Source organism: Pseudotabrizicola sp. 4114, from assembly GCF_031457365.1.
GTDB lineage: Bacteria > Pseudomonadota > Alphaproteobacteria > Rhodobacterales > Rhodobacteraceae > Pseudotabrizicola.
Genome location: NZ_JAVDWP010000014.1, coordinates 1 through 21,624 on the forward strand (window position 1 = coordinate 1; position 21,624 = coordinate 21,624).

General features: G+C 62.3%; 24 protein-coding genes and 3 pseudogenes. 19 read left to right on the forward strand and 8 right to left on the reverse strand.

Annotated elements, in window-relative coordinates:
* From J2X53_RS19570 to J2X53_RS19580, 3 genes are all read right to left on the reverse strand, one after another.
* A partial coding sequence (locus J2X53_RS19570; protein WP_349039181.1) for an ADP-ribosylglycohydrolase family protein occupies positions 1-862 on the reverse strand: 862 nt, incomplete at its 3' end.
* A 33-nt stretch (positions 863-895) separates the two neighbouring features.
* Positions 896-1,882: a WYL domain-containing protein gene (locus J2X53_RS19575; protein ID WP_349039182.1), complete on the reverse strand. Its 987-nt coding sequence runs from the start codon at positions 1,880-1,882 to the stop codon at positions 896-898.
* Between the two features lie 49 nt (positions 1,883-1,931).
* A complete protein-coding gene (locus J2X53_RS19580) occupies positions 1,932-3,650 on the reverse strand; it encodes an AAA family ATPase (RefSeq protein WP_349039183.1) in 1,719 nt (572 codons plus the stop codon).
* A 479-nt stretch (positions 3,651-4,129) separates the two neighbouring features.
* Between J2X53_RS19580 and J2X53_RS19585 the strand changes: the two genes are divergently transcribed.
* From J2X53_RS19585 to J2X53_RS19600, 4 genes are all read left to right on the forward strand, one after another.
* Complete coding sequence (locus J2X53_RS19585) at positions 4,130-4,480, forward strand: hypothetical protein (protein ID WP_349039184.1); 351 nt, start codon at positions 4,130-4,132, stop codon at positions 4,478-4,480.
* A gap of 228 nt (positions 4,481-4,708) precedes the next feature.
* Positions 4,709-5,296 carry a YqiA/YcfP family alpha/beta fold hydrolase gene (locus J2X53_RS19590; RefSeq protein WP_349039185.1) on the forward strand — a complete coding sequence of 196 codons (588 nt, stop codon included), beginning with the start codon at positions 4,709-4,711 and terminating at the stop codon, positions 5,294-5,296.
* Positions 5,297-5,367: 71 nt separating this feature from the next.
* Positions 5,368-5,745, forward strand: coding sequence for a hypothetical protein (locus tag J2X53_RS19595; protein ID WP_349039186.1), 378 nt, complete (start codon positions 5,368-5,370; stop codon positions 5,743-5,745).
* 151 nt (positions 5,746-5,896) lie between these two features.
* Positions 5,897-6,610 (forward strand): exonuclease domain-containing protein, encoded by a 714-nt coding sequence (locus J2X53_RS19600; protein ID WP_349039187.1) that lies wholly within the window; start codon positions 5,897-5,899, stop codon positions 6,608-6,610.
* Between the two features lie 3 nt (positions 6,611-6,613).
* On the opposite strand, the gene J2X53_RS19605 is transcribed toward J2X53_RS19600, so the two are convergent.
* Both J2X53_RS19605 and J2X53_RS19610 read right to left on the reverse strand, forming a co-directional pair.
* Entirely contained in the window at positions 6,614-7,309 is a 696-nt protein-coding gene (locus tag J2X53_RS19605) for an NAD-dependent deacylase (RefSeq protein ID WP_349039244.1), read from the reverse strand.
* Positions 7,310-7,811: 502 nt separating this feature from the next.
* Entirely contained in the window at positions 7,812-8,489 is a 678-nt protein-coding gene (locus J2X53_RS19610; RefSeq protein ID WP_349039188.1) for a LexA family transcriptional regulator, read from the reverse strand.
* A 108-nt stretch (positions 8,490-8,597) separates the two neighbouring features.
* On the opposite strand from J2X53_RS19610, the gene J2X53_RS19615 reads away from it, so the two are divergent.
* The 11 genes and pseudogenes from J2X53_RS19615 to J2X53_RS19665 all read left to right on the forward strand — a co-directional run bounded on the left by J2X53_RS19615 (position 8,598) and on the right by J2X53_RS19665 (position 16,383).
* Complete coding sequence (locus J2X53_RS19615) at positions 8,598-9,281, forward strand: hypothetical protein (protein WP_349039189.1); 684 nt, start codon at positions 8,598-8,600, stop codon at positions 9,279-9,281.
* Positions 9,282-9,484: 203 nt separating this feature from the next.
* Positions 9,485-9,688 (forward strand): helix-turn-helix domain-containing protein, encoded by a 204-nt coding sequence (locus J2X53_RS19620; protein ID WP_349039190.1) that lies wholly within the window; start codon positions 9,485-9,487, stop codon positions 9,686-9,688.
* Positions 9,688-10,050 carry a hypothetical protein gene (locus J2X53_RS19625; RefSeq protein WP_349039191.1) on the forward strand — a complete coding sequence of 121 codons (363 nt, stop codon included), beginning with the start codon at positions 9,688-9,690 and terminating at the stop codon, positions 10,048-10,050. The genes J2X53_RS19620 and J2X53_RS19625 overlap by 1 nt, the downstream gene beginning before the upstream one ends.
* A 27-nt stretch (positions 10,051-10,077) precedes the next feature.
* Positions 10,078-10,566 (forward strand): hypothetical protein, encoded by a 489-nt coding sequence (locus J2X53_RS19630; RefSeq protein WP_349039192.1) that lies wholly within the window; start codon positions 10,078-10,080, stop codon positions 10,564-10,566.
* Positions 10,563-11,430 (forward strand): annotated as a pseudogene (locus J2X53_RS19635) (ATP-binding protein). The gene J2X53_RS19630 and the pseudogene J2X53_RS19635 overlap by 4 nt, the downstream one beginning before the upstream one ends.
* Positions 11,431-11,449: 19 nt before the next feature.
* On the forward strand, positions 11,450-12,049 hold the full coding sequence (locus J2X53_RS19640) for a hypothetical protein (protein WP_349039193.1): 600 nt from the start codon (positions 11,450-11,452) through the stop codon (positions 12,047-12,049).
* Positions 12,050-12,060: 11 nt separating this feature from the next.
* A complete protein-coding gene (locus J2X53_RS19645) occupies positions 12,061-13,752 on the forward strand; it encodes a DEAD/DEAH box helicase (RefSeq protein WP_349039194.1) in 1,692 nt (563 codons plus the stop codon).
* Complete coding sequence (locus J2X53_RS19650; protein WP_349039195.1) at positions 13,749-14,153, forward strand: DUF6511 domain-containing protein; 405 nt, start codon at positions 13,749-13,751, stop codon at positions 14,151-14,153. Before J2X53_RS19645 ends, J2X53_RS19650 begins: the two co-directional genes overlap by 4 nt.
* Positions 14,150-14,920: a hypothetical protein gene (locus J2X53_RS19655; RefSeq protein WP_349039196.1), complete on the forward strand. Its 771-nt coding sequence runs from the start codon at positions 14,150-14,152 to the stop codon at positions 14,918-14,920. The genes J2X53_RS19650 and J2X53_RS19655 overlap by 4 nt, the downstream gene beginning before the upstream one ends.
* Positions 14,917-15,471, forward strand: coding sequence for a hypothetical protein (locus J2X53_RS19660; RefSeq protein ID WP_349039197.1), 555 nt, complete (start codon positions 14,917-14,919; stop codon positions 15,469-15,471). Before J2X53_RS19655 ends, J2X53_RS19660 begins: the two co-directional genes overlap by 4 nt.
* Positions 15,472-15,513: 42 nt before the next feature.
* Positions 15,514-16,383 carry an AAA family ATPase gene (locus J2X53_RS19665; protein WP_349039198.1) on the forward strand — a complete coding sequence of 290 codons (870 nt, stop codon included), beginning with the start codon at positions 15,514-15,516 and terminating at the stop codon, positions 16,381-16,383.
* 51 nt (positions 16,384-16,434) lie between these two features.
* On the opposite strand, the pseudogene J2X53_RS19670 reads toward J2X53_RS19665, so the two are convergent.
* The 3 genes and pseudogenes from J2X53_RS19670 to J2X53_RS19680 all read right to left on the reverse strand — a co-directional run.
* Positions 16,435-16,752: pseudogene (locus J2X53_RS19670) on the reverse strand (D-Ala-D-Ala carboxypeptidase family metallohydrolase); the annotation flags it as partial.
* 70 nt (positions 16,753-16,822) lie between these two features.
* Positions 16,823-18,397, reverse strand: a pseudogene (istA, locus tag J2X53_RS19675) (IS21 family transposase).
* Between the two features lie 194 nt (positions 18,398-18,591).
* The gene (locus J2X53_RS19680) at positions 18,592-18,849 is read right to left on the reverse strand and encodes a hypothetical protein (protein WP_349039199.1); all 258 of its coding nucleotides are present in this window, start codon (positions 18,847-18,849) and stop codon (positions 18,592-18,594) included.
* A 364-nt stretch (positions 18,850-19,213) separates the two neighbouring features.
* Between J2X53_RS19680 and J2X53_RS19685 the strand changes: the two genes are divergently transcribed.
* The 4 genes from J2X53_RS19685 (at position 19,214) to J2X53_RS19700 (ending at position 21,544) form a co-directional block, all read left to right on the forward strand.
* Positions 19,214-19,618, forward strand: coding sequence for a hypothetical protein (locus J2X53_RS19685; RefSeq protein ID WP_349039200.1), 405 nt, complete (start codon positions 19,214-19,216; stop codon positions 19,616-19,618).
* Entirely contained in the window at positions 19,615-20,514 is a 900-nt protein-coding gene (locus tag J2X53_RS19690; protein WP_349039201.1) for a M23 family metallopeptidase, read from the forward strand. Before J2X53_RS19685 ends, J2X53_RS19690 begins: the two co-directional genes overlap by 4 nt.
* Positions 20,515-20,624: 110 nt before the next feature.
* Positions 20,625-21,152, forward strand: a complete 528-nt coding sequence (locus tag J2X53_RS19695; RefSeq protein WP_349039202.1) for a hypothetical protein — start codon at positions 20,625-20,627, stop codon at positions 21,150-21,152.
* Between the two features lie 35 nt (positions 21,153-21,187).
* Positions 21,188-21,544, forward strand: coding sequence for a hypothetical protein (locus J2X53_RS19700; RefSeq protein ID WP_349039203.1), 357 nt, complete (start codon positions 21,188-21,190; stop codon positions 21,542-21,544).
* Positions 21,545-21,624: the final 80 nt, after the last annotated feature.

Sequence of the window (21,624 nt, forward strand, 5' to 3'; positions counted from 1 at the left end):
CGCATGCTTGCAACATGGAACGGCGCGACGCGGAATGCCGACAGCCTCCGCAAGGAAAACCGTTCCGCCCCGCAGACTTCTTCAGCAGCCTGTTAAGGACGCCGCGAACCTGCGCGCGTATGATCCCCTCGGCCGTGAACAGCGTCATCTGGGTGTCGTCTGTGATGGCGCCATGCAGCCCCATGTGCGGTGGCAGCTCCGAAATGCCGTCCGGGTAACGACGGCGGATTTCCGTGAGCGACAGGAACTCGATCTCGGCACCCAGACTGTCCCCGATGGCACCACCCAGAAGACTTGCATGCAGTCGGATCAGCGGCAGCCCTTCATGTCGGGCGTAATCGGTCACAAGGCGCTCCTGAACCCGCGTCTCTATTGCCCCGGGCCGTGCAGCGCGGACGAGGGTCATGGCCTCGCTCGCTGGGCGCCCGCGCTCAACCAGCAGAAGGGCGGCAATCGTTCCCGCGCGTCCCAGCCCACCCCGGCAATGGACCAGCACCCGGCCGCCATTTTCCAGGATGCGATGAAGGTGGGGCGACAACTCGCGCCACCGCGCCATGTACTTTGGCGTTGGCACACTCAGATCCGGGATCGGGACGTGATGCCAGTCCATGCCGCGTGCCCTTACCGCATCGCCAAGACCCGTGACGGAAAGCAGATCGAACTCAGAATCCTCGATCAAGGTCAGGACTGCTTGCGCCCCCCAAGCCTTTATTACGTCTAGATCAACGTCCAGATCGCGGTCCCATCCCGCGCCAAAGACACTGTCGCCTTTCTTGCCGGGGCAAAGGGTCAAACCGAGATGACCGTTGCCAATTTGCAGGCTGTCGATGCGAAGGGGGTGGGATGTGCTGGTTCGAAGCAAGTTCTGTTCTTTCTTTGCCGATTCGAATTCAGACTACGGCTTGGCTACGTCATTTTCGGGCGTATCAGAGGCAGAGGTTCCAGAAACCTCCAAGAATTGCGCTTCGACCTGATCGCCCCATCTCACCAGATACCATTCCATCTCCTGCCGTCCTCCGGCGCGGAAACGGACCATCAGCGACCCGTCAGCCAGACGCTCGGTCTGTTGTTTTGGATGGAATACATATCCCGCAGCCTCATCTGCGACTTCAGGCAGAAAGCGCCAGACGACATCCTGCGGTTCCTCGCGCCAGATGCCGAAGCTCTCTGACAGCCAGTCCTGTAGATCGAAGCCATTGGGGCGTTCATAGACATCGGGTTCTAAAGAAATTCGCTCGAAACCAGCCAATGCAAACAGACGCAGATCGTCCTGGTATTCACTCCACGCCAACAAGTATTGGCGCCCCTGACCAAATAGCATCGCAATCGGGCCGAGCCGGGTATTGCGTGAGAGTTTTGCAGTGCCACGAGCGCGATGATCGGCCGAGATCATTACCCCAGCGAGGATTGACTCACGAAGTGCAGATAAAATCTCAGAGGAAATGTTTTCACGAGGTCCAGGTCGAAAGGCGACACCATCAGCCATCAACTGCGCTTCAAGGTCAGCGGCAATCGTCCGACGGCGATCCTCGCGGAACATTGCCTGCACCTTTGTCAACAGGCGCTCAAGCGTGTCAGCCGTCACCTCATCACCCTCCCGCCGTGCAATAGCGGCCGCGCGGTGTCCGGCGGTTAGTTCGTCCAGAGTCGGCTCGACCATCCTGCCCAATGACCCGGGCGGAAAACGCCAATACTTTCGTCCGCTTTCGCCGGAAATCTCCTCTATCTGGGGGTATGCGTTGCGTACGGCATCACGCATGCGTTCTGCCGTCCGACGGGATACTTTGAATTCAAGTTCAATATCGGCCAGGGAAATTCCTTCAGCTGACCCCTGCATCGTCAGAGCCAGTTTCTGCAGATCTTCCTGGCGAGCGTAGCGCATGGGTCCTCCTAACAATGTAAAGCAACCATTGCGGCGCAATACTCTGGCGTCAACGGCCAAAGCCGATCGGCCGCGCCGCCCCCATCTTTGCCGCATCTTCACGGATCAGCTCGCCCAGGATGTCCTGTGGGTCCGCATTGCCCAGTGCTCGCATCCTGCGGGCGACGTTTGCGAAATCCCCAGGAGCGAGTCGATCGAGCGCCGTCAACCCGGCTGGTGGCGAACACGGAAAATGCGCGGCCCATGCCAGCGGAAGTTGGTGTGCGGAAAGGTAGTCGAAGCTGATGCGGAAGGTGAACCGGCGCTGCGTGGCGGGGTCGAGCTTCTCGACGAAGTTGGTCGTGCAGACGAAGGGCAGCGGGTGGCTTTCCATCCAGGTCAGCATTTCATTGACCTGGCTGACCTCCCAGCTGCGTTCGGCGCCCCGACGGTCGGCAAGCAGGCTGTCTGCCTCGTCGAAGATCAGCATGGCACCATCGGCGCGCGCCTCGGAAAAGGCCCGCGCGATGTTCTGCTCGCTGTCGCCAAGCCATTTTGACATCAGGTCCGATGCGCGCTTTTCGATCACCGGCATCCCTATCACGCGGGCCAGATGCCGCGCCCAAGCGCTTTTGCCGGTCCCCGCCGGTCCCTCGAGACAGAAACTGATCCGCCGTGGCGCGCTCGGGGCCGCCAGCCGTGCCTCGATCTGGCTAAGATCCGCGTCGGCACCGGCAAGGTGGTTTTGCCAAGGCACTTCTGAGTGATGGCGCGGCGCGCTGTCCGCACCGCCTTTTGCCAGCCGTGCGGCCGCATCCAGCACCTGCGAGACTACCGCTTCCCCCCCATTGCAAAGCCGTGCCATCCGCATCGCGTCAGACACCAGCGCCGGGGCCTGATCGTGCCTTTCCGCCATCGCCGGCAGGACCGCATCCGGAATGCCTGTCCCATGGCGTTGTTCAAGCCGTTGCCAGATCCGCGCCCGGACCCGGCCCGATGGTGGGCGCATCATCGCCGAATAGCTGATCCGTCGCAGAAAGGCGGGATCACACGCTTGAACCGAGTTCGTGGTCCAGATCACCGGGATCGGGTTGGTTTCGAGGATCCGGTTAAAATGGACCTTCGACAGCATCTCGCGGCTGAAGGGAAAGCCCCCCGCGCCGAAAAGATCTTCCATCTCGTCAAACAACAGCACGGTGTCCGACCTTTGCCCCAACATACGGGACGCCATGGTCAATTCGGCTAGGCGCTCCCGGCGCGACGGTTCTCCGCCGTCATCGTCGGTTTCCCCCACTGCGCGCAGGTCCGCACCAATCTTGCACGCCAGTACCTTAGCGAATTCCGTCTTTCCGGTACCCGGCGGGCCGTAGAGCAGGATGTGTACGCCCGGTCTGCGCCCTTCCAACGCGCGGGCTAGCAAGTCGCGCATAAGGTCGGCATCGCTTCCCAGTCCCTCGAAGTCCTGCCATTCTGCCTGAGGCGCAGCCGCGGGCGGAAACATCAGCGCGATCAAATCGGCAATGCTGTCCACCTCGGCCAAGAGCGCGAGGGCCAAGCGGTCTGACAGGTTGAACGGCATCCGGTTGTGGCGCCCGCCGCGGTTGCGCTGCACCAGCCCCGAGCCCGTCAGTCGGCCCGAGGCGCGCATCGCGGCCCGGATTTCAGGCTCAGGGGCCGCGCAGAACCACGACAGCAGGAGCGGCACCGTGACCTCCTTGGTTTCCAGTGCCCCATCGACGACATGTTCAAACCCGTCGAACAACTTGTAGAGGGCAACGAAGGTCAGCATGGAAGTTTCGACGGGGGACAACCCGAAATGATCCCCAAAGAGGGCAGCATTGCGCTGAACGATCTCGCCCTCGCCGCCCCCTGCAGCGGGCACAAGGTCGCGCGCGATGGACCGGACCTTGTTCCACCATTGGGTGCTTGGCCGGGTACGGGGCCGCTCGGGGCATTCCACTTCGGTCAGGTATTCCAGCCAGCCGGGTAGCTCCTTTGCAATGCGGCTTGCTGGACCGAAACGGTTGGCCAGCCGGGCGATCAGATCAAGGGCGAGGTGTTGTTCGTGGGTCATTGTCGATCTCCATCAGTTTTGACAGAGATAGCGGGCGCATGCGACAGATATGGACGTGCAGGTAATGAGCTTAGCAAGAACAAGAATGCGACCCGGATATAATGGGCGCGTCCGAATCTGACGCAGCTTGATGCTTATGTTGATGTAGCATCTCACTTTGGAAGCGAAGCGCAGCTATCTTGAAAGGACAGGCAATGCCGTCACTCCCCGAATACCACTCCCTGCGCGCCAACGACGGCAATGCCGAGACGGTGACCGTATCAGTCCGCATTGATGGAAATGCTCACATGATGCCTGAGATCCAGATGCATCCACGAGTAATAGCGCGCTTGGTCGAAGCGTTCTGCTCTGGCGAGTTGGACTTCATGTCGTTCGACGAGCACCCCAAACGGCTAACCGGTATCAGCGTGAAACGCGGTGACAGAACCTCAGCCGTCAAACTGACAGCGCGATCCCTTACAGAAAAAGACGGCCTTACCCGAGACTGGCAGACAGCCGATCCACAAATCTACGGTGGAGCCCCTTGGAATGGACAAATGAGATAAGAAACCTTGCCTTGTTGTACTGACCGGTGCTGGGATTTCGCCGAAATGGTGCATGATTTTTGCAACTCTCGCCGTGAGGCGGGTTTTGCGGCCGCGGCAACAGCGCCGCTCCAATGTGAAACAGCCCATTTATGCAGGCAAGCTTTTCAGGCTCGTCGCTAGAAGGCACCCGTCCGATATTGACGCATACCCATGAGAAAATGCAACAGATGACCACGTGGAGAGGACATGAAAAGCCAATCGAGAACTTCAGGCGAGCATGAAGCCGTCAGCATTCTGTATTGCCACGGATGGGGCTCGCGCTTTGACCCCAGCAAGAACAAGATCCGCGCCCTTGCCAAGATGCGCCCGGTTGATGGAATCACGGTCAACTACACCATGCATCCGCAGGTGGTCTTCGAAAAGTATCCAGCACGGTTGAAACTACATCCCGAGGCGATTGTCGTCGGAACAAGCCTTGGCGGCTTCTATGCCGCTTGGCTGGGCGCTGAGTTTGACCGTCCGTTCATTGCGATCAACCCCTCAATCGTACCGAGCAAGACCTTGCAAGCCTACGTTGGCCATGGCGTCAACCATGTCGGAGAGCCGTTTGAACTGACGGAAAGTTGCGTGACGGCCTATAATGCGCTCACCTTTCGCTTGGACGGACAGGGAACCATAGTTCTGGACATGGGTGATGAAATTTTGGACGCGCAGGCAACGCTAAATTTTGTCAAGGGACGTCTGCCAGTTGTCATGTTCGACGGCGGATCCCACCGCTTTGACCACATGGCAAAACTGATCGAAAACCGACCAGACCTGTTCGACACTTGCTGAATGCAAGCAGAGCGGGCGGTCACTGCGCCCCTTCGCCAGCATAATGTAAGGCGACACCAGAGGAGAGCCAAATGGCTGAAGTGCTTGAGACCATCGATGGCGTTGCCCGGCGCCTCAAACGGGACGTGTATTATCTTGCCCTGATCGACGAAGACGGTGACTTCAAGGATATCTACACTGATGTTTCTGAAATCACAGATTGGCTGGATGCGAAGCAGATCGGCTGGAGCCTCTGTGCGGGCTTCGAGGAAAATAAAGTCTGGATTGAAGGTGGGCCGGGATGCATCTTCCTCGATATTCACCCCGAACTTGGGCGTGAGGCAATGGAAATGGTCGAAGCGCATTTCATGAATGCTGAGGGCGAGCCATCCATTCCAGGCTATGTGCCGGCCATGCTGCGGCTCATGAAGGCGCTCAGCTTTGTCGGCAGGGACGATCCCGACTTCTGAGAGAACTTCTAAGTTTGTCTTTGGGGGCCCTGTTCAGGTGTATTTCGCAACTGGAAATCACTCGACATTGTTCAGATAACCCGATGGAACGGGCACTGTGCATCGTGTCCATTCGGTTCCGCGGATATCGGCAAACACTCAGGAGTGACGGATGACAAGCGAAGTGCGGCGACTGCGCGTGATCGACTACGAAACGACAGGCGTGCCCGAAGACGCCGGGGCCGAAGTGATCGAACTGGCCTATGTCGACGTCGATCCCAATACGTTGACCGTGGCGGACAGATGGCAATCCTTCGCTAAGCCCGTTGGGCTCATTCCGCCCGAGGTCAAGGCGGTGCATCACATTCTTGAAGAAGATGTTGCCGAGGCCTGTGCGATTCAGGAACTCTGGCCGCTACTGTTCCTAGGCTGTGGCCCGCATGACATCCTTGTTGCGCACAACGCCTCGTTTGAACAGCATTTCCACAAGGGTGATGGGCGAGCCTGGATCGACACCTACAAATGTGCATTGGTGGTCTGGCCGGACGCTCCTGCTCACAGCAACCAAGTCCTGCGCTATTGGTTAAATCTTGACCATGCCACAGGGTTTGACCGCGCGGCCGCCATGCCACCGCATCGTGCCTTGCCGGACGCCTACGTCACAGCACATGTTCTGATCCGGCTTCTTCAGGAAAGCACGATCGAAGAGATGGTGGGCATCTCCGCAGCGCCGGTGCTGCTGCGTCGTATAGGGTTTGGAAAGCACAGGGGTCTCCTTTTCTCCGAAGCCCCGGCAGATTACTTGCGCTGGATCGTGGACAAGGCGGAGTTCGACGCGGATGTTACCGCCACGGCCCGTTATTGGTTGGACCGTAACAATAATTGAAAACTACGCCGCCCCAAGAACCTGCTCGACCCAACGCGGAACCATGCGGGAGGCTGGTCCGGTCATCATTTCGTCGAAGCTGCTCGCGCCAGCGGGATGATCCAGATTTATTGACAAGGTTCTGATCCCGTGTTCCTGCGCGACAGCTGCAAATCCGGCCGCAGGATAAACTGTGCCTGAACTTCCGATCACGACGAAAAGATCGCAAGCCGCAATGGCAGCGCGGATCTCCGCCATGTGGTAGGGGCTTTCACCGAACCATACGATATCAGGGCGGCAGGCTTTTGCTCCACAGCTTGGGCATGTGTCGTCTGCGGTCATGATCAGGGCGGCTTGCCATTTCTCTCCACAACCAGCGCATTTGGCGCGAAAAAGGGCGCCGTGCATTTGAAGAACATCGACCGAGCCCGCCCGCTGGTGCAGATCGTCGACGTTCTGGGTCACGATGAGCACTTTGCCGGAAAAGTCGCGCTCGAGCCTTGCCAAAGCAAGATGGGCGGCGTTCGGTTCAGCCGCAACGCAGGCTGTACGGCGCAAGTTGTAGAACTCGTGGACCCGTGCAGGATCTTTGGCAAAGGCGCGCGGGTTGGCCAGGTCGGCTGGATTGAACTTCGCCCACATCCCGCCCTTGTCCCGAAACGTGCCCAGCCCGCTTTCGGCTGAAATGCCTGCTCCCGATAAAATAACAATGTAGCCCATAGTCCCTCGTCTGGTTGTCCAAATACCATGGTGGTGCCCGCCCACGTCACAATCGGTCATACTGATATGTACCACCTGCCGGATCTTGCTCAACGGATGCCGGGCGGGGATGCGGGCATCAAGGTCGACATAGCTGAACAGCAAACCGCTCGTCTCGTCTCGTCCGTCCCACACATCATCACCCCGCCGTTACGGTGCGACGAGTGAATCACGTTCCGGAAACAGGGTCGAGAGTCGACTATTTCAGCAGCCGGCTGAGGGAAGAGTGCTGTTGCGGCGGTGATGTGGGGTCTCTTCGCTCATCCCTCAGCAAACAAACAGAAAATCACGTTGACAATCCTGCCCCTCTTGACGCATGTTTAAATCATCGCAGAGTTGCGCCCGGAGAGAAATCTCGCGGGCGTTTTTTTCATTTCCGGGGTTGGGACGGCGCGTAGGAAGCCCGGCAGGAAGGGCTGCTGTCCTTCGGTCGAAGCGGCGCTGATCCTGGCAACGCCCATCGTCAGATTTCCCGCGCGAACCAGCGGATGCGGCCGATGATGCGGATCTCGTCGGCGGTGCGTTCATACTCGGGATAGAGCTTGTTGTCCGAGATCACCCGCACTGCGGGTGGATCGCTGTTCGGGATATGTTCGAGCCGCTTGGCGACCAGCCCCATGCCATCGTCGAGCACGAAGATGCCGGGCGGGTTGGGCAACTGGCGTGTCATGTCGACCAGCACCGCATCGCCGCTCAGCAGGGTCGGTGCCATGCTGTCGCCTTCCACATGCATGATCCTAAGCTGCGAGGGGCTGGCCTTCAGTTTTTGGCGGATCCACGACTGGCGAAAGTGATAGGCGCGGCCTGGCGTATCGCCATCCTCGGTCACCACCGCGCCGCCCCCCATGGCGGGGCGAGGCGCGGCATGGGCAATCGCCACGAAGGCATCGTCGGGGTTCTCGACGAAGGGGGAGGGCCCCTCAACCTCGCCGATGCCGTGGATCAGCCAGTCGCGATCGACCTTCAGGACGCGGGCCACATCGGCAAGCCGGTCGATGCGGGGGCGCACGGATCGCCCGCGCAGGATGTCATAGACGAAGGAGCGGTTGACCCCCGCCATTTCTGCGACATGGGCAGGTGCCAGGCCAAGCTGATCGGAACGGGCCCGCAGGCGGTCGGCCAAGGTATGGTTCTCTCTCATATTGTCCCCAGCGCCATGTGGATAAGATTGGATAAGACAGGATTGAATTGGGATCGTCAAGCGGCTAGAACAAAAGCCAAACACTTCGCATCGGAATCGGGGGCCAGGATGGAGATCGAGAAGGCATATTTCACCCTGGCGGAGGTGCTTGACCGGTGGTCATTGCCCGAGGCCGACGTCGCCTATCTGGCCGAGAATGACCAGTTGCGACTCTCGATCCGGATCCTCAACCTGCCGATCGAGTTCGGCGACTTCGAGGAAACCGACGACGGCAGGTGCTACTCGATCCCCTCTGAGCGGTCATCTTTCAAGGGGCTTCTCGATCTGCATGTCCAGGATGTATTCCAGCTTTTCCGTATCGGCGAGGTCAGCGTCACCCGGTTCCGCACCACGAAGGCGGACTATGCCTGTTTCTTTGGATCGCGCGAGACCCTCACGATCCGCAAGCCCGATCTCGTGTTAAGCCGCGAGGAACGCGACCGTTTCGAGGCGAAATCCGGATTCCGTGGTGCGGCTGGCGTGAAGCAGGCCAATGCCTTTCACGCCTCCGCCGATTACCATCACGTCCGCTGCAGCGGCCATGATTTCCGGCTGGGGGCTATTCAGGCACAGGTGGTGCGCATCCTGCACGCGGCAGCCTTGCGGGGCGATCCGTGGCAAAGCGGCAAGGCTGTGCTGGCGTCGGCGGGGTCGCGCAGCCTCAAGATGTCCGACATCTTCAAGTCGAAGAAGGACTGGCCACTGCTGATCGAGTCGAACGGTCGCGGGGCCTATCGACTCGCCGGACTCTGAGTCCAGACTTCCCAGGCGGCCCCGTAAGATCCTCGCCGTGGGATGCGCAGGGGGATGGGGGAGGATGGCGATCCCCCACCGCGTGATTCATCCCATGATTGCAGTCTCTCGGCCAATCCCCCGCCGTATCCCACTCTGATCCCGACGACATCCCCTCACAGGACCGTGCATCTTCCTCCCAACAGAACACCGGGAGCGGAACGATGCAGACGAGAACCTGCCTGAACCAGACTGAACTTGCCGCGCGCTGGACCATCTCCGCGCGCACCCTTGAACGCTGGCGCTGGACCGGCGATGGCCCGGCCTTCCTGAAGATCGGCGGACGCGTGGTTTACCGCCTCGAGGATGTGCTGGCCTATGAGCAGGCACGCCAGCGCCGCAGCACCGCCGAGCGGGGCGCGGCATGATGGCCCGTCATTCCACCCTCCGCGCAACCGGCGTCGTATCGATCTTCGGCGCAGCCGGTCCGGCGCTCGATGAAATCGGGCTTTCGGCCTGGATCGCGCAGGCCGAACCCGGCGAAACGCTGGTCTACCATCGCGGCTTTCTCGCCGTCGACACCTTCGGCTCGGCCTCGCCTCTTTCGCCCGAACGCCGCTCAAGCTTGCGCCGCACCGCCGATGCCGCCCTGCGCGCTGCCGAACAGGACCTCGTCCATCTCGTTCAGGCCCGGATCGGACCCGACCAGTTCGCCTACATCGCCGTCGCCCGGCGCAAGCCCCGCCAGGCCGGAGCGTCCCTCTCGGTGCGCCTACTCGAGGCCGCCTGAACCCCATTCCCCAATCTGGAGACCATAATGCCTTTCCCCGACAACACGCCCGGCATCGACGAGTTGATCAACCTGCCCGCAGGCGAGATCGCCCTGCTTCCGGTGGACCTGCTGGCCGCCATGCAGCGCGAGATTGACGCGGCGGCCAAGCAGATGAAAGCCGTGACCGCCCGTTTCAGCACTGCGCTGGAAGTCCGGTTTGCCACTCGCGCAGCCGAAGTGCGCAGCGCATCCGGCAAGGACACCGGCACCGTTCGCTTCGACGAGGGTGATTTCACCATCGTCGCCGATCTGCCCAAGCGGGTGGATTGGGATCAGGACTGCCTGGCCGCCATGGTCGAGCGTATCCGCGCCGCCGGGGACGACCCCGCCGAATATGTCGAGGTCAGCTTCAAGGTGCCAGAGCGCAACTATGTCGCCTGGCCCGAGGCCATCCGTCAGGGGTTCGAGCCCGCACGCACGGTGCGGACTGGCACGCTGAAGGTCGAGATCCTCCCGCAAGGGGGTGCGAAGTGACCCTGCCGATCATCACCGCCGACCAGCGACTGGCCGAACCGCGCGGCATCAAGGGCTGCATCTTCGGGAAATCCGGAATCGGCAAGACCAGCCTCCTTTGGACGCTGGACCCCGCCCGCACGCTGTTCATGGATCTGGAAGCGGGCGATCTCGCCATAGAGGGTTGGCCGGGCGACAGCATCCGGCCGCGTACATGGGCGGAATGCCGGGACTTCGCGGTGTTCATCGGTGGGGCGAACCCCAGCCTGCGCGACGAGCAGCCCTACAGCCCGGCGCACCACGCCGCCGTGTGCCAGAAGTTCGGCGACCCGGCCGCCCTTGATCGCTACGACACCGTCTTCGTTGACTCGATCACTGTCGCCGGGCGGCTCTGCTTTCAATGGTGCAAGGGCCAGCCCGAGGCGCTGTCGGAAAAGACCGGCAAGCCGGACGTGCGCGGGGCCTACGGGCTGCATGGCCGCGAGATGATCGCCTGGCTCACGCATCTGCAGCACACGCGGGCCAAGAATGTCTGGTTCGTCGGCATCCTCGACGAGAAGCTCGACGACTTCAACCGCAAGGTCTTTCAGCCGCAGATCGACGGATCGAAGACCGGGCTGGAGCTGCCGGGGATCGTCGATGAGGTGATCACCATGGCAGAACTGAAAGCCGAAGGGGGCGATCCCTACCGCGCTTTTGTCTGCCAGACGATCAACCCCCTGGGGCTTTCCGGCCAAGGATCGCTCCGGCCGCCTTGGCCCGGTCGAAGAACCGCACCTTGGCCGCTTGATGGCCAAGATCCGCAAGCCCACTGCCCCGGCATTTGAGCGGCTGACCTATCAGCCGCCTGTCGAGGTAGCCACGCCCGAACACCCGCAATCCTGATCACAGAAGGAGGCACCCCATGGGGTCCTGGAACGATTTCAACGACGCGCAGAGCAATACCAACCTCATCCCGAAAGGCACACTGGCCAAGGTGCGCCTGACGATCCGGCCCGGCGGCTTCGACGATGCCGCGCAGGGCTGGACCGGCGGCTACGCCACGCGCGGATCGACCGGTGCGGTCTATCTGAACGGCGAGTTCACCGTCACCGAAGGTCAGTATGCCCGGCGCAAGATCTTCACCCTGATCGGGCTCTACAGCCCCAAGGGCCCGGACTGGGCGAACATGGGCCGCAGCCTGGTGCGCGGCATGCTGAATTCGGCGCGCGGGATTTCCGACAAGGACCAGTCGCCGCAGGCGCAGTCCGCGCGCCGGATCAGCGGGCTGAAGGATCTTGACGGGATCGAATTCCTCGCGCGGATCGACGTGGGCACCGATGCCAGCGGCGACGACAAGAACGAGATCCGCAGCGCGGTGACGCCGGACCACCGGGATTACGCCCAGAACATGGGGCTGACGCCGTCCTTTGCCGGGCAGCCCGCCGCAGCGGCTGTCCAGCAAACCGCCGCGGCACCGCAGCCGTCGGCTGGCGTGCCCGGCCGTCCGTCCTGGGCGCAGTGAGGGTCTGATCGATGCGCCTTCGTCCCCGTCAAAACCTGTTCGTGGAGCGCAGCCTCGCTGCGCTCTGCGATCACGGCAACACCCTCAGCATCGCCTCGACGGGGTTCGGAAAGACCATCGCCCTGTCGGCGGTCGTCGCGAAGTCCCTTGAGGGGAGCGACGCCAAGGCCTGCATTCTCGCGCATCGCGACGAGCTGACCGCACAGAATCGGACCAAGTTCGGCCGGGTCGCACCTGACATCTCAACCTCGGTGGTCGATGCCGAGACCAAGAGCTGGGCCGGGCGGGCGACCTTTGCCATGGTGCCGACACTGACGCGGCCCGCCAATCTGGCCGCGATGCCCACGCTGGACCTGCTGGTCATCGATGAGGCGCATCATGCGGTGGCCGACAGCTATCGCCGGATCATCGACCATGTCCGGGGTGCCAACCCCGCTTGCCGGATCTTCGGCGTCACGGCCACGCCGAACCGGGGAGACTGCAAAGGTCTGCGCGAAATCTTCGACAATGTCGGCGATCAGGTCCGGTTGAGCGAGCTGATCGCGTCGGGCCATCTGGTGCCGCCGCGCACTTTCATCATCGATGTGTGCGTGCAGGAGCAGTTGCGCGCCGTGCGCAAGACCGCCGCCGACTATGACATGACCGAGGTTGCGCAGATCCTGAACCGCGCGCCGGTGACCGCCGAGGTGGTCCGGCACTGGCAGGAAAAGGCAAGCGCGCGGCCGACCGTCGTCTTCTGTTCCACCGTCGCCCATGCCGAAAATGTCGCTGCCGCCTTCAACGGTGCGGGCATTTCAGCGGCCGTCATCCATGGCGATCTCGATGCCGGAACGCGCCGCCGGATCCTTGCCGCCTATGCTGCGGGCGAAATCCGCGTCATCGTCAACGTGGCGGTGCTGACCGAGGGCTGGGATCATCCGCCCACCTCCTGCGTCGTACTACTGCGCCCCAGTTCCTACAAATCGACCATGATCCAGATGGTCGGCCGGGGCCTGCGCACGGTGGATCCCGAGGAAAACCCCGGCATCGTCAAGACCGACTGCATCGTGCTGGACTTCGGGACATCGAGCCTGATCCACGGCACGCTGGAACAGGATGTCGATCTGGACGGCAGGACCGAGACCGGTGATGCACCGACCAAGACCTGCCCAGCCTGCGAAGCGGAGATCCCGCTCGCTGCCACCGAATGCCCGCTGTGCGGCGAGGCGTTCCCGCGCGAGATCCCGGAGATCGGCGAAGGTGCGGATGCCACCCCGCTGTCGGGCTTCATCATGTCCGAGATTGACCTTCTGAAGCGGTCGAGTTTCGCATGGGTCGATCTGTTCGGCGATGATGCGGCACTGATGGCCAACGGCTTCAATGCCTGGGGCGGGATCTTCTATCTCGATGGACGCTGGCACGCCGTCGGCGGATCGAAGGGTCGTGCGCCGCGGCTTCTGGGCGTGGGCGAGCGCACAGTCTGCCTCGCACAGGCCGATGACTGGCTGAACGAATACGAGACCGACGAGAGCGCCTTCAAATCGAAGGGCTGGCTGAAGCAGGCAGCGACCGAAAAGCAGCTGCAATATCTGCCGCCATTGTTTCGGCAGGATTACGGCCTGACCCGCTATCGCGCTTCGGCGCTGATGACCTTCGGCTTCAACAAGCGCGAGATCCGCCAGCTCGTTGGCCGCGCCAGCCCGGACATCGGGAGGGCAGCGTGAGCCATGGCGCGCACATCGCAATCCCGCCTGAACCGTCGCGCCATTGGCACCCGCGCCTGCAACCTTGCGCCGTCTGCCTGCGCCCGGCGCAAGGCTTCGGCTTCTTCAATCCGACCAAACCTCGCCCCCGCAACCATCGCTGGTTCTGCTCGATGCCCTGCCAGGCATGGTTTGCGACCCGCCATCGCAAAGGACTGACCATGCAGGGAACGACTGAAGAAGAACGCATCGCCATCGCGCTGGTGATGAAGCGACTGGGCCAGACCATGGACCAGATCGGCTGGGACAAGCGGCTTCGCGATCTCACAGCGGCCGATGTCACGGCGCTGATTGAGGAGGTGCTCGAAGGCTACGTCGCCGAGATGTCGCGCATTGCCGCCACGGCGGAGGTGCCGTTTTGACACTGGATTTCAACCCGCGCCCCTCCATGGCCGACCGGATCAACGCATTGGTCGACGCAGCACTCATTGCCAAGCGCGAGGCGACGCCGCCCCGGACCTATCTCGGTGCATCCCGGCTGGGGCATGCCTGCGAACGCGCCTTGCAGTTCGAATTTGCAGGTGCGCCAAAGGACGAAGGCGCGGATTTCGGCGGCCAGACGCTGCGGATCTTCGAAATCGGCCACCAGCTCGAGGATCTGGCAATCCGCTGGCTGCGTGCGGCCGGGATCGACCTCTACACCCGCAAGGGCAATCGCCCCGATGGGGATCAGTTCGGCTTTTCCGTCGCGGGCGGCCGCATCCGGGGCCATGTCGACGGGATCATCGCAGACGCCCCGGCAGCACTCGGTCTGCGTACCCCCGCGCTCTGGGAGTGCAAGACCATGAACGCCAAGAACTGGCGCGCCTGTGTCAAGGACGGGGTCACGGTCTCCAAGCCTGTCTATGCAGCCCAGATTGCGATCTACCAGGCCTACATGGAACCTTCGGTGCCGGGGATTTCGTCCGCACCGGCGCTGTTTACCGCGATCAACAAGGACACGGCCGAGCTACACCACGAACTGGTGCCGTTTGACGCGGCTCTCGCGCAGCGCATGTCCGACCGCGCGGTGCGGATCCTTCAGGCCACCGATGCAGGCGATCTGTTGCCGCGCATCGCCGCCAGCCGCGACTTCTTCGAATGCCGGTTCTGCGCCCATGCTGGCCGGTGTTGGGGGTTGGCCGCGTGACCGACGATCCCATCGACCGATCTGATCCCGACCAGGACCCCGCCTTGGGCGACGTCAGTCCGCTGAAAACGCCCAACGAGAACATTGTCCACTTCAATCCGTGGCGCGACTTCAACGACGCGGCCCCCATTTTCGACGGCTTCGGCGACGAGCCCGACCCCGCGCAGATTGCGCAGTTCATGCAGGTCGTCTTCGGCTATTGCGACGGTCTGATCCCGGTCCGCATTTTCATCGACAAGGGGCAGGGCATCGACGGCCGCCCGCATAACATCTGGATCGAGGCGAATACCGAGACACAGGAAAAGATGGCGACGTTCGCCGTTTGGGCCTCGCGTGAGGGCGCGGCGGTCTATGTGATCCCCGGCACGGTCGCAGCCGCAGGACAGGCCAAGGCCGCCGAGATCCTGCAGATGCAGGCCGTAGTGGTGGATATCGACAGCGGCGACATCGCCACGAAACGGGCCCATCTGGAACGCCACCTCGGCCAGCCCACCATGGTGGTCGAAAGCGGCGGCGTCACGTCCGAGGGTCAGCGCAAGTGTCATGTGTAGTGGAAGCTCAGCGAGCCCGCAGAAGGCGCTGACATCCTGCGTGTGTGCCGCCTGCGGGGCGACATTGCTGCCAAGGCCGGTGGCGACATGCATTTCCGCTCGGCCCATCAGCCGATCCGGGTGGCAGGCTCGGTCTATTCCAAGAACGGCCTGAAGACACAGGTCCGGATCGTGGCGCTGAACCCGACGCTGGAACGCGATCTGGGCGAATTCATCGAGGCGGTTGCCGACATGCCGCCCACGCCGGGCATCTCCCTGCAGCCCGATTTCAGCTACCCGGACAAACCCGCCATGCGCGAGGTGCTGACCACGCCGGTGCGCGAAGGCGCGCAGGATGACTGGTCGCGTTTCGAGGGTGCCAGTGCGGCGATCGGGCATTTCATCCGCATGGTCCATGAGGGCCGGATGTCGAAAGACGAAGGTTGGGAAGGCATCTGCGGCTATAACGCCGCCATGTTGCGGCCCGCCTGGCCGGTCGAACGCCTACAACGCGAGTCCGAACGGCTCTGGGATCTGCATGTCCAGAAATACGGGCCACCCCTGATCCGGCTCGACAGCGCCGCTCCCGCGCCAGACGAGATGCCCGCCTTCACCTTGGGCGCGCTGCTGGATGACGTGAGCCCAATGCCCGAGGACATCATCTCGCCCCGCGTGCTGACGCCGGGGGGCCTGCTGGTGCTGGGCGGTGCACCCAAGGTCGGCAAGAGCGATCTCCTGATCAGCTGGCTCGTGCACATGGCCGCCGGGGTGCCGTTTCTCGGCTTCACCCCGCCACGCCCGCTGCGGGTGTTCTACCTCCAGGCGGAAATCCAGTACCACTACCTGCGCGAGCGGATGAAGCAGATCGCGCTGGGTTTCCGGCACAAAGGGCGTGGAGCGCGGGGCGAAGGGTTCTCCCCCGATGCGGGCTAGGCCGAGGTCGATGTGCATGAAGCCCGAGCGGGGATAGGTGCCGAAGCCGAGGAAGCCCACGGCGCGGGCGGCTTCAGCAAAGGCCACGGGATCATGGTTCGACATGGCGATGTCGAAGGCGGTGCCCAGCATGTGCTTGGAGGCCGGGGCCCCGCCGACAGCGCGGTTCTGGCTGGGACTACGATAGCCGGAGCGGACGATCAGCGGCTTGCCGAGACGGTTGCGCAGGGACTGCAGCTTGTCCATCGCTTCGGTGTTGATTTTGATCGCCCCGGTGCCGCGGCAGGCGATCTCGGCCGGGGAAAAGCTGGGCCAACGCCAAGCGCTTTCGGACACCTCGCGGAAATGGGCATAGGTCGTGGTCGGCATGATGGTCTCCAGAAATGCAAAACCCGCCTCGGGGGCGGGTGGGGGACAGGTTCAGTGGTTGGTGGTTTGTTCAGTCGGTGCGGCCGCGCTGGAAGGCCTCGAACATCACATCCCGCATGGCGCGGCTGTCGTAGCGAGCGCAATCGGCCACGGGTTCGTGGGTCAGGCGCAGCGCGGTGGGGGGTGAGTAGAAGTGGCGGTGGGGTTGGGTCGCGTCGTCGGGCGAGGATGTTGATGACGACAGGCGCGGAATGGACGCCCTGATCCACGGCTTCCCGGCAGGCGGCTTCGACAGCCTGCAGCCCGTCATCGGGCACGCAGCTCAGAATCTGGACCATCCGTGGGCCGATAGGCGAATGGAACATTCGCCGTAAGGCTGCCGGTCGCCATCATCGTTGCCCTTCAGCTTGCGCCGGATCGCGGCCATGGCGGGTGGAAGCACCCAGTCCTTGAACGGAGCCCCATTACGCAGCGCGCCGGGTTTGCGTGCCAGCACAGGCACATAATGCCACGGATCATAGACCGTCTGGCCTCGCCCGAAGGCGCGGGCATGTTCGCCAACCACCACGCCATCCTGTCGGATGACGATGCGTTCGGCGTAAGCATGCACATCTACGGGGCGTCCGACGGCCGTGGCCAAGACCGAGTATTTGTTATTGTCGAACCGCACCGTGCAGGTCTTCGACACAGAGGCTGGCACGCTGTGGAAGCCATCGAAGCGGCCGACGTATGGAACGAGGTGGGGCCGCTCGGCCTCGAACATCTCCCAGATCGTCTTGTCGGTCTCTTCCACATGGCGGTGCGCCTTTGCGTAGGCCACGCATTTGTCCAGCAGCCAGGCGTTCAGTTCGTCGATGCTCTTCACCCGCAGGCGCGGCGTGAAGAACCGTTCCCGCACCAGCCCGACCTGGTTCTCGACCTGACCCTTCTCCCAGCCTGAGGCTGGCGTGCAAGCGACGGGTTGGACCAGGTAGTGGCTGCACATCTGCAGGAAGCGGCGGTTGTAGTGCCGTTCCTTGCCGGTAAAGACCGCCTCCACCGCCGTCTTCATGTTGTCGTAGATGCCACGTGTGCAGGTGCCCCTGAAGAAGGCGAAGGCCCGATCATGCGCGTCAAAGACCATCTCCTGGCTCTCGCGCATGTAAGCCCGGGCGAACATCATCCGGCTGTGACAAAGCCGGACGTGCGCCACCTTGACCGTTACCGTGACGCCCGAGATCACAACGATCTCATGGCTCCAGTCGAACTGATACGCCTCGCCGGGCGCATAGTAGAGCGGCACGTAAGCTTCCACCGTCATCGCGCCCTGGTTCTGCGACCAACCCTTCGCGAACCGGCGAACGGCATCATAGCCACCCTCGTAGCCCAGGCCACGCAGATCCTCAAAGATGCGGATCAGCGTCAGCCGTTCCCGCGACGGCTTGTTCGCGTTGGAAGACAGGAACTGCTCAAGCTGTCCCTGCCACGGCCCGATCCGCGGCATCGGCTGGCGCTCACGCTCGTAGCTGAAGTCCGTCTCGTCAGACCGCAGGATCTTCCGGACGGTATTCCGCGACACGTGCAGTTCCCGCACGATCTTCTTCACCGACCACTTCTGGACATAGTAAGCCCGTCTGACCCGCGCGATCGTATCCACCCGCTTCATCCCCCACTCCGCTCGCTGCCCAACAACGAACGGTCTGACAAAACATCAGGGGGGTCAAAATTGGACGCCGATACCCCGCCTTAAGGGGTCAAAATTGCACGCCGAAACACAGGCGGGGTTTGCGCCAACAGCCCCAATCAACTGTTCAGGATGAATGCGAAGAAACCGGCGGCTCCCTTGCCGGCAAACGAGCTTCATAGACGGCCCCGGAGGCTCGCGGGATGCCGCCCGCACCATCCTTTATCGCGCATTCTGTAAAGACAGGAGGCGTTCTCCACCAGCATCGGCGGCGCCATGTGGGGAACCGGCTGATCGCGCGGGTCCATCTGCATCATCTCGCTGACGGCATCGCTGCCGGGCTCGTCAACTGTCGCGTTGGCATGGGCGAGGATGGCACGGACGAACTCGCCACGGAACGGGACAGGCCAGTAATAAAGGGTGAAGTCCGACATAGTTGAAGGTCCTTTCTATTGCCGCCGGAACGGACGGGCATTCAGGGGACCAACGCAATGCCACCCTTCGTCGGTTCCCGTGCGCGGCGGCGCCGGGCCTGCCTGTCAGGGGGATTGGTCAGCCCCGTTCGGGGAGCTACCTGCTGAGGCGGGCGGCAGACCTTCGCGTCAGCAGAAGGCCGACGAGGCCGGTCCGAAGATCACTATGACCTGCAGGAAGGACGGACTCGCAACTCCGACGATCTCGGCGAATGCGCGAGGCCCCCATTGCCATCGTCCGAGACGTGAAAGCGCTCGCGGCGGATTGCGCTGGCAACCTTGCTACCAATCTGGAACCCGAGGCTCGTGTCGGCGTTGTCGCAGCATGCTTGACTATACTGGGATAGTGGTCTCAGACCTCGCAAAGGCGCGCCGTTTCCACGACGCGATGGCTGCGGCTCTCGATCTTGCCACCAGGAGCAACAGCCCGGAATCCTTCCCGTTCGGTCGAAGCGCCGAAGAACCCCATCCCTATTTCCGGATCGGAACGACGAGGCCGTCAGAGGACTACCTGAGCGCGTTGCACCATCCTTTCATTGCGCCGGGCAAGGATGCGGTGGGCGCTCTTCATCGCGCCGCGATTGGGGAGGACGCGGATGACAATGGTGCGCCTGATTTGCGTGAAGGTGTGAGCAACCATTACGGCGCGTTCATGCTCAACCCCGACGGCACCAACATGGAGGGCTGCGTCCGGGGCGCGCAGCATGCCAGATCCGGTGATCGCCCATGATCATTGTCGTCGCCATCCTGCTGCTCGTCTGTATCGGGCTCCCGCTCTTCTATGCCTGGCACATCTGGCGACTGGACGAGTCCTCGATCCTCGGCTGGCTGCTCGCGGTTGCCGACGCCTGTGTCTTCTCTGCGCTGATCATACTCGTCGGCCGCTGGGACATTGCAGGCTACTATCTACAGTTCGTACTGATGGCGGTCCTGGCGGTTTCGGTCACCGTTTCATTGGTTCGCCATGTCCGACGCCCCTTTGCCCCTCCGGAGCGCAGCGCTTTCCTCAAGGCGCGCTTTCCCACGTTGATTTCACTGGCTGCCTTCGGCGCCGCTCTGGTCTACGTCGTCAGCGGGACCACACCGCCGGGTGCGACACAGGATCTTGCTTTCCCGCTACGGGATGGCCGTTTCGTGATCGGTCAGGGGGGCGGCAATACGCTTCTCAACAAGCATGCCGGTCACGACGCGCAGCGTTACGCCGCCGATATCACTGCAGTCGGCCCCGCAGGCTTTCGTGCTTCGGGTATCCTCCCCGACGAACTCAACCGTTACGAGATTTTCGGCAATCCGGTGGTGAGTCCGTGCGACGGAACCGTCACCGGTATCGTGGATGGCCTTCCAGACCTGGTGCCGCCGGAGGCAGATCGCGAGAACCCGGCCGGAAACCACGTGGTGATCCTGTGCGACGGCCTGCGCGTCGAGCTCGCGCACCTGCAGACGGGCAGCGTCAGCGTCGACGTCGACCAGCAAGTCAGCGTCGGCACCAGGATCGGGCTGGTCGGCAACTCCGGTAACACAACAGAGCCTCATCTCCACATCCATGCCGTCGATCCAGCGACCAATGTGGGCGTGCCGATCACGTTTGATGGAAGATTCCCTGTCCGAAACAGCCTGTTCCGCTGAGACGAATTGAAAGTGCCTAGCGCCGGGCTTGGCGCGTGGCTTTCGCTGGAACCCATGGGTGCGATGAAGCGTTGGCAGGCAGATGATCCACGCGGCGAGAGGAGTAAGGCGTGATCCTGAAGCTCCTGACCTTGGCGTTGACCTCCCTGATCGTGATCCCCGGAGGGGCTCACCTCTTTGAACTTCCGGCGAAAATGGCAATGGGCGAGGCCGACTATTTCATGGTCCAGTCCATCTATGCCGGCTGGGCGCTGTTCGGCGTCGTGATCTTCGCTGCAATCGCCGCGAATGGCTACCTGTCCTTGACACTCCGCCGGACGGACCGGGCGGCGGCACGATGGGCGCTTGTGTCAGCGCTGCTGATCGGCCTGACGCTCGTCATCTTTTTCGTCTGGGTGTTTCCAGGCAATCAGGCGACCGCGAACTGGACGTCGATCCCGGCCAATTGGGATGAACTTCGCCGCAGTTGGGAGTATGGGCACGCAGTGAATGCCATCATCACGTTTGTTGCGTTGCTCGCGACTGGCCGCGCGATAGCTGGACGCCCCACTGATGTCGGTCATCTGAAGCACCGCATAGTACCGCAGGACCCATCCGGCGACGGACGGTCAACATCCCGGTCCATGGAACAGGTTTAAAGGTATCGCCGTTTACCGCGACACAGGAGGAAGTCATGGGCCTGGAGCAGGACATCTTCGATATCGAGCAGGGCTTCTGGCTTTCGGGCAAGGACCATTTCTCCGCGCATCTTGACGAGAGATGCGTGCTTGCGTTCCCCCAGGCGGGCGAGATGCACGGGATCAGGACGCGCGACGAGGTCGCAGCAACAGCGACGGATACGAACAGATGGCGTGACCTTAAGATGTCTAAGCGAAGCCTGCTTCAGGCAACCGAAGACGTAGCCATCATCAGCTACCGCGCAGACGTAACGAGGGCCGATGGGCAGCCCTACGCGGCGCTGGTCAGTTCAGCCTATGTCCGGTGTGGGAACGAATGGAAGTTGGCCTTCCATCAACACTCGCCCCTTTAGCCGACCGGGCTGCGGGGTGCCTTTTGGCGGTTCCGGTTTGATCGCATCGCGACCATGACGTTGCTTGAGGAATGGCAGGT

Bases quoted from the DNA above. Each gene is read 5' to 3' on its own strand.
- J2X53_RS19645 (WP_349039194.1), top strand. From the start codon at position 12,061: ATGCGCCTTCGTCCCCGTCAAAACCTGTTCGTGGAGCGCAGCCTCGCT.
- J2X53_RS19640 (WP_349039193.1), top strand. From the start codon at position 11,450: ATGGGGTCCTGGAACGATTTCAACGACGCGCAGAGCAATACCAACCTC.
- J2X53_RS19680 (WP_349039199.1), bottom strand. From the start codon at position 18,849: ATGTCGGACTTCACCCTTTATTACTGGCCTGTCCCGTTCCGTGGCGAG.
- J2X53_RS19610 (WP_349039188.1), bottom strand. From the start codon at position 8,489: ATGAGAGAGAACCATACCTTGGCCGACCGCCTGCGGGCCCGTTCCGAT.
- J2X53_RS19600 (WP_349039187.1), top strand. From the start codon at position 5,897: ATGACAAGCGAAGTGCGGCGACTGCGCGTGATCGACTACGAAACGACA.
- J2X53_RS19575 (WP_349039182.1), bottom strand. From the start codon at position 1,882: ATGCGCTACGCTCGCCAGGAAGATCTGCAGAAACTGGCTCTGACGATG.
- J2X53_RS19595 (WP_349039186.1), top strand. From the start codon at position 5,368: ATGGCTGAAGTGCTTGAGACCATCGATGGCGTTGCCCGGCGCCTCAAA.
- J2X53_RS19700 (WP_349039203.1), top strand. From the start codon at position 21,188: ATGGGCCTGGAGCAGGACATCTTCGATATCGAGCAGGGCTTCTGGCTT.
- J2X53_RS19605 (WP_349039244.1), bottom strand. From the start codon at position 7,309: ATGGGCTACATTGTTATTTTATCGGGAGCAGGCATTTCAGCCGAAAGC.
- J2X53_RS19685 (WP_349039200.1), top strand. From the start codon at position 19,214: ATGCTTGACTATACTGGGATAGTGGTCTCAGACCTCGCAAAGGCGCGC.
- J2X53_RS19590 (WP_349039185.1), top strand. From the start codon at position 4,709: ATGAAAAGCCAATCGAGAACTTCAGGCGAGCATGAAGCCGTCAGCATT.
- J2X53_RS19690 (WP_349039201.1), top strand. From the start codon at position 19,615: ATGATCATTGTCGTCGCCATCCTGCTGCTCGTCTGTATCGGGCTCCCG.
- J2X53_RS19625 (WP_349039191.1), top strand. From the start codon at position 9,688: ATGGCCCGTCATTCCACCCTCCGCGCAACCGGCGTCGTATCGATCTTC.
- J2X53_RS19585 (WP_349039184.1), top strand. From the start codon at position 4,130: ATGCCGTCACTCCCCGAATACCACTCCCTGCGCGCCAACGACGGCAAT.
- J2X53_RS19615 (WP_349039189.1), top strand. From the start codon at position 8,598: ATGGAGATCGAGAAGGCATATTTCACCCTGGCGGAGGTGCTTGACCGG.
- J2X53_RS19580 (WP_349039183.1), bottom strand. From the start codon at position 3,650: ATGCTGACCTTCGTTGCCCTCTACAAGTTGTTCGACGGGTTTGAACAT.
- J2X53_RS19630 (WP_349039192.1), top strand. From the start codon at position 10,078: ATGCCTTTCCCCGACAACACGCCCGGCATCGACGAGTTGATCAACCTG.
- J2X53_RS19620 (WP_349039190.1), top strand. From the start codon at position 9,485: ATGCAGACGAGAACCTGCCTGAACCAGACTGAACTTGCCGCGCGCTGG.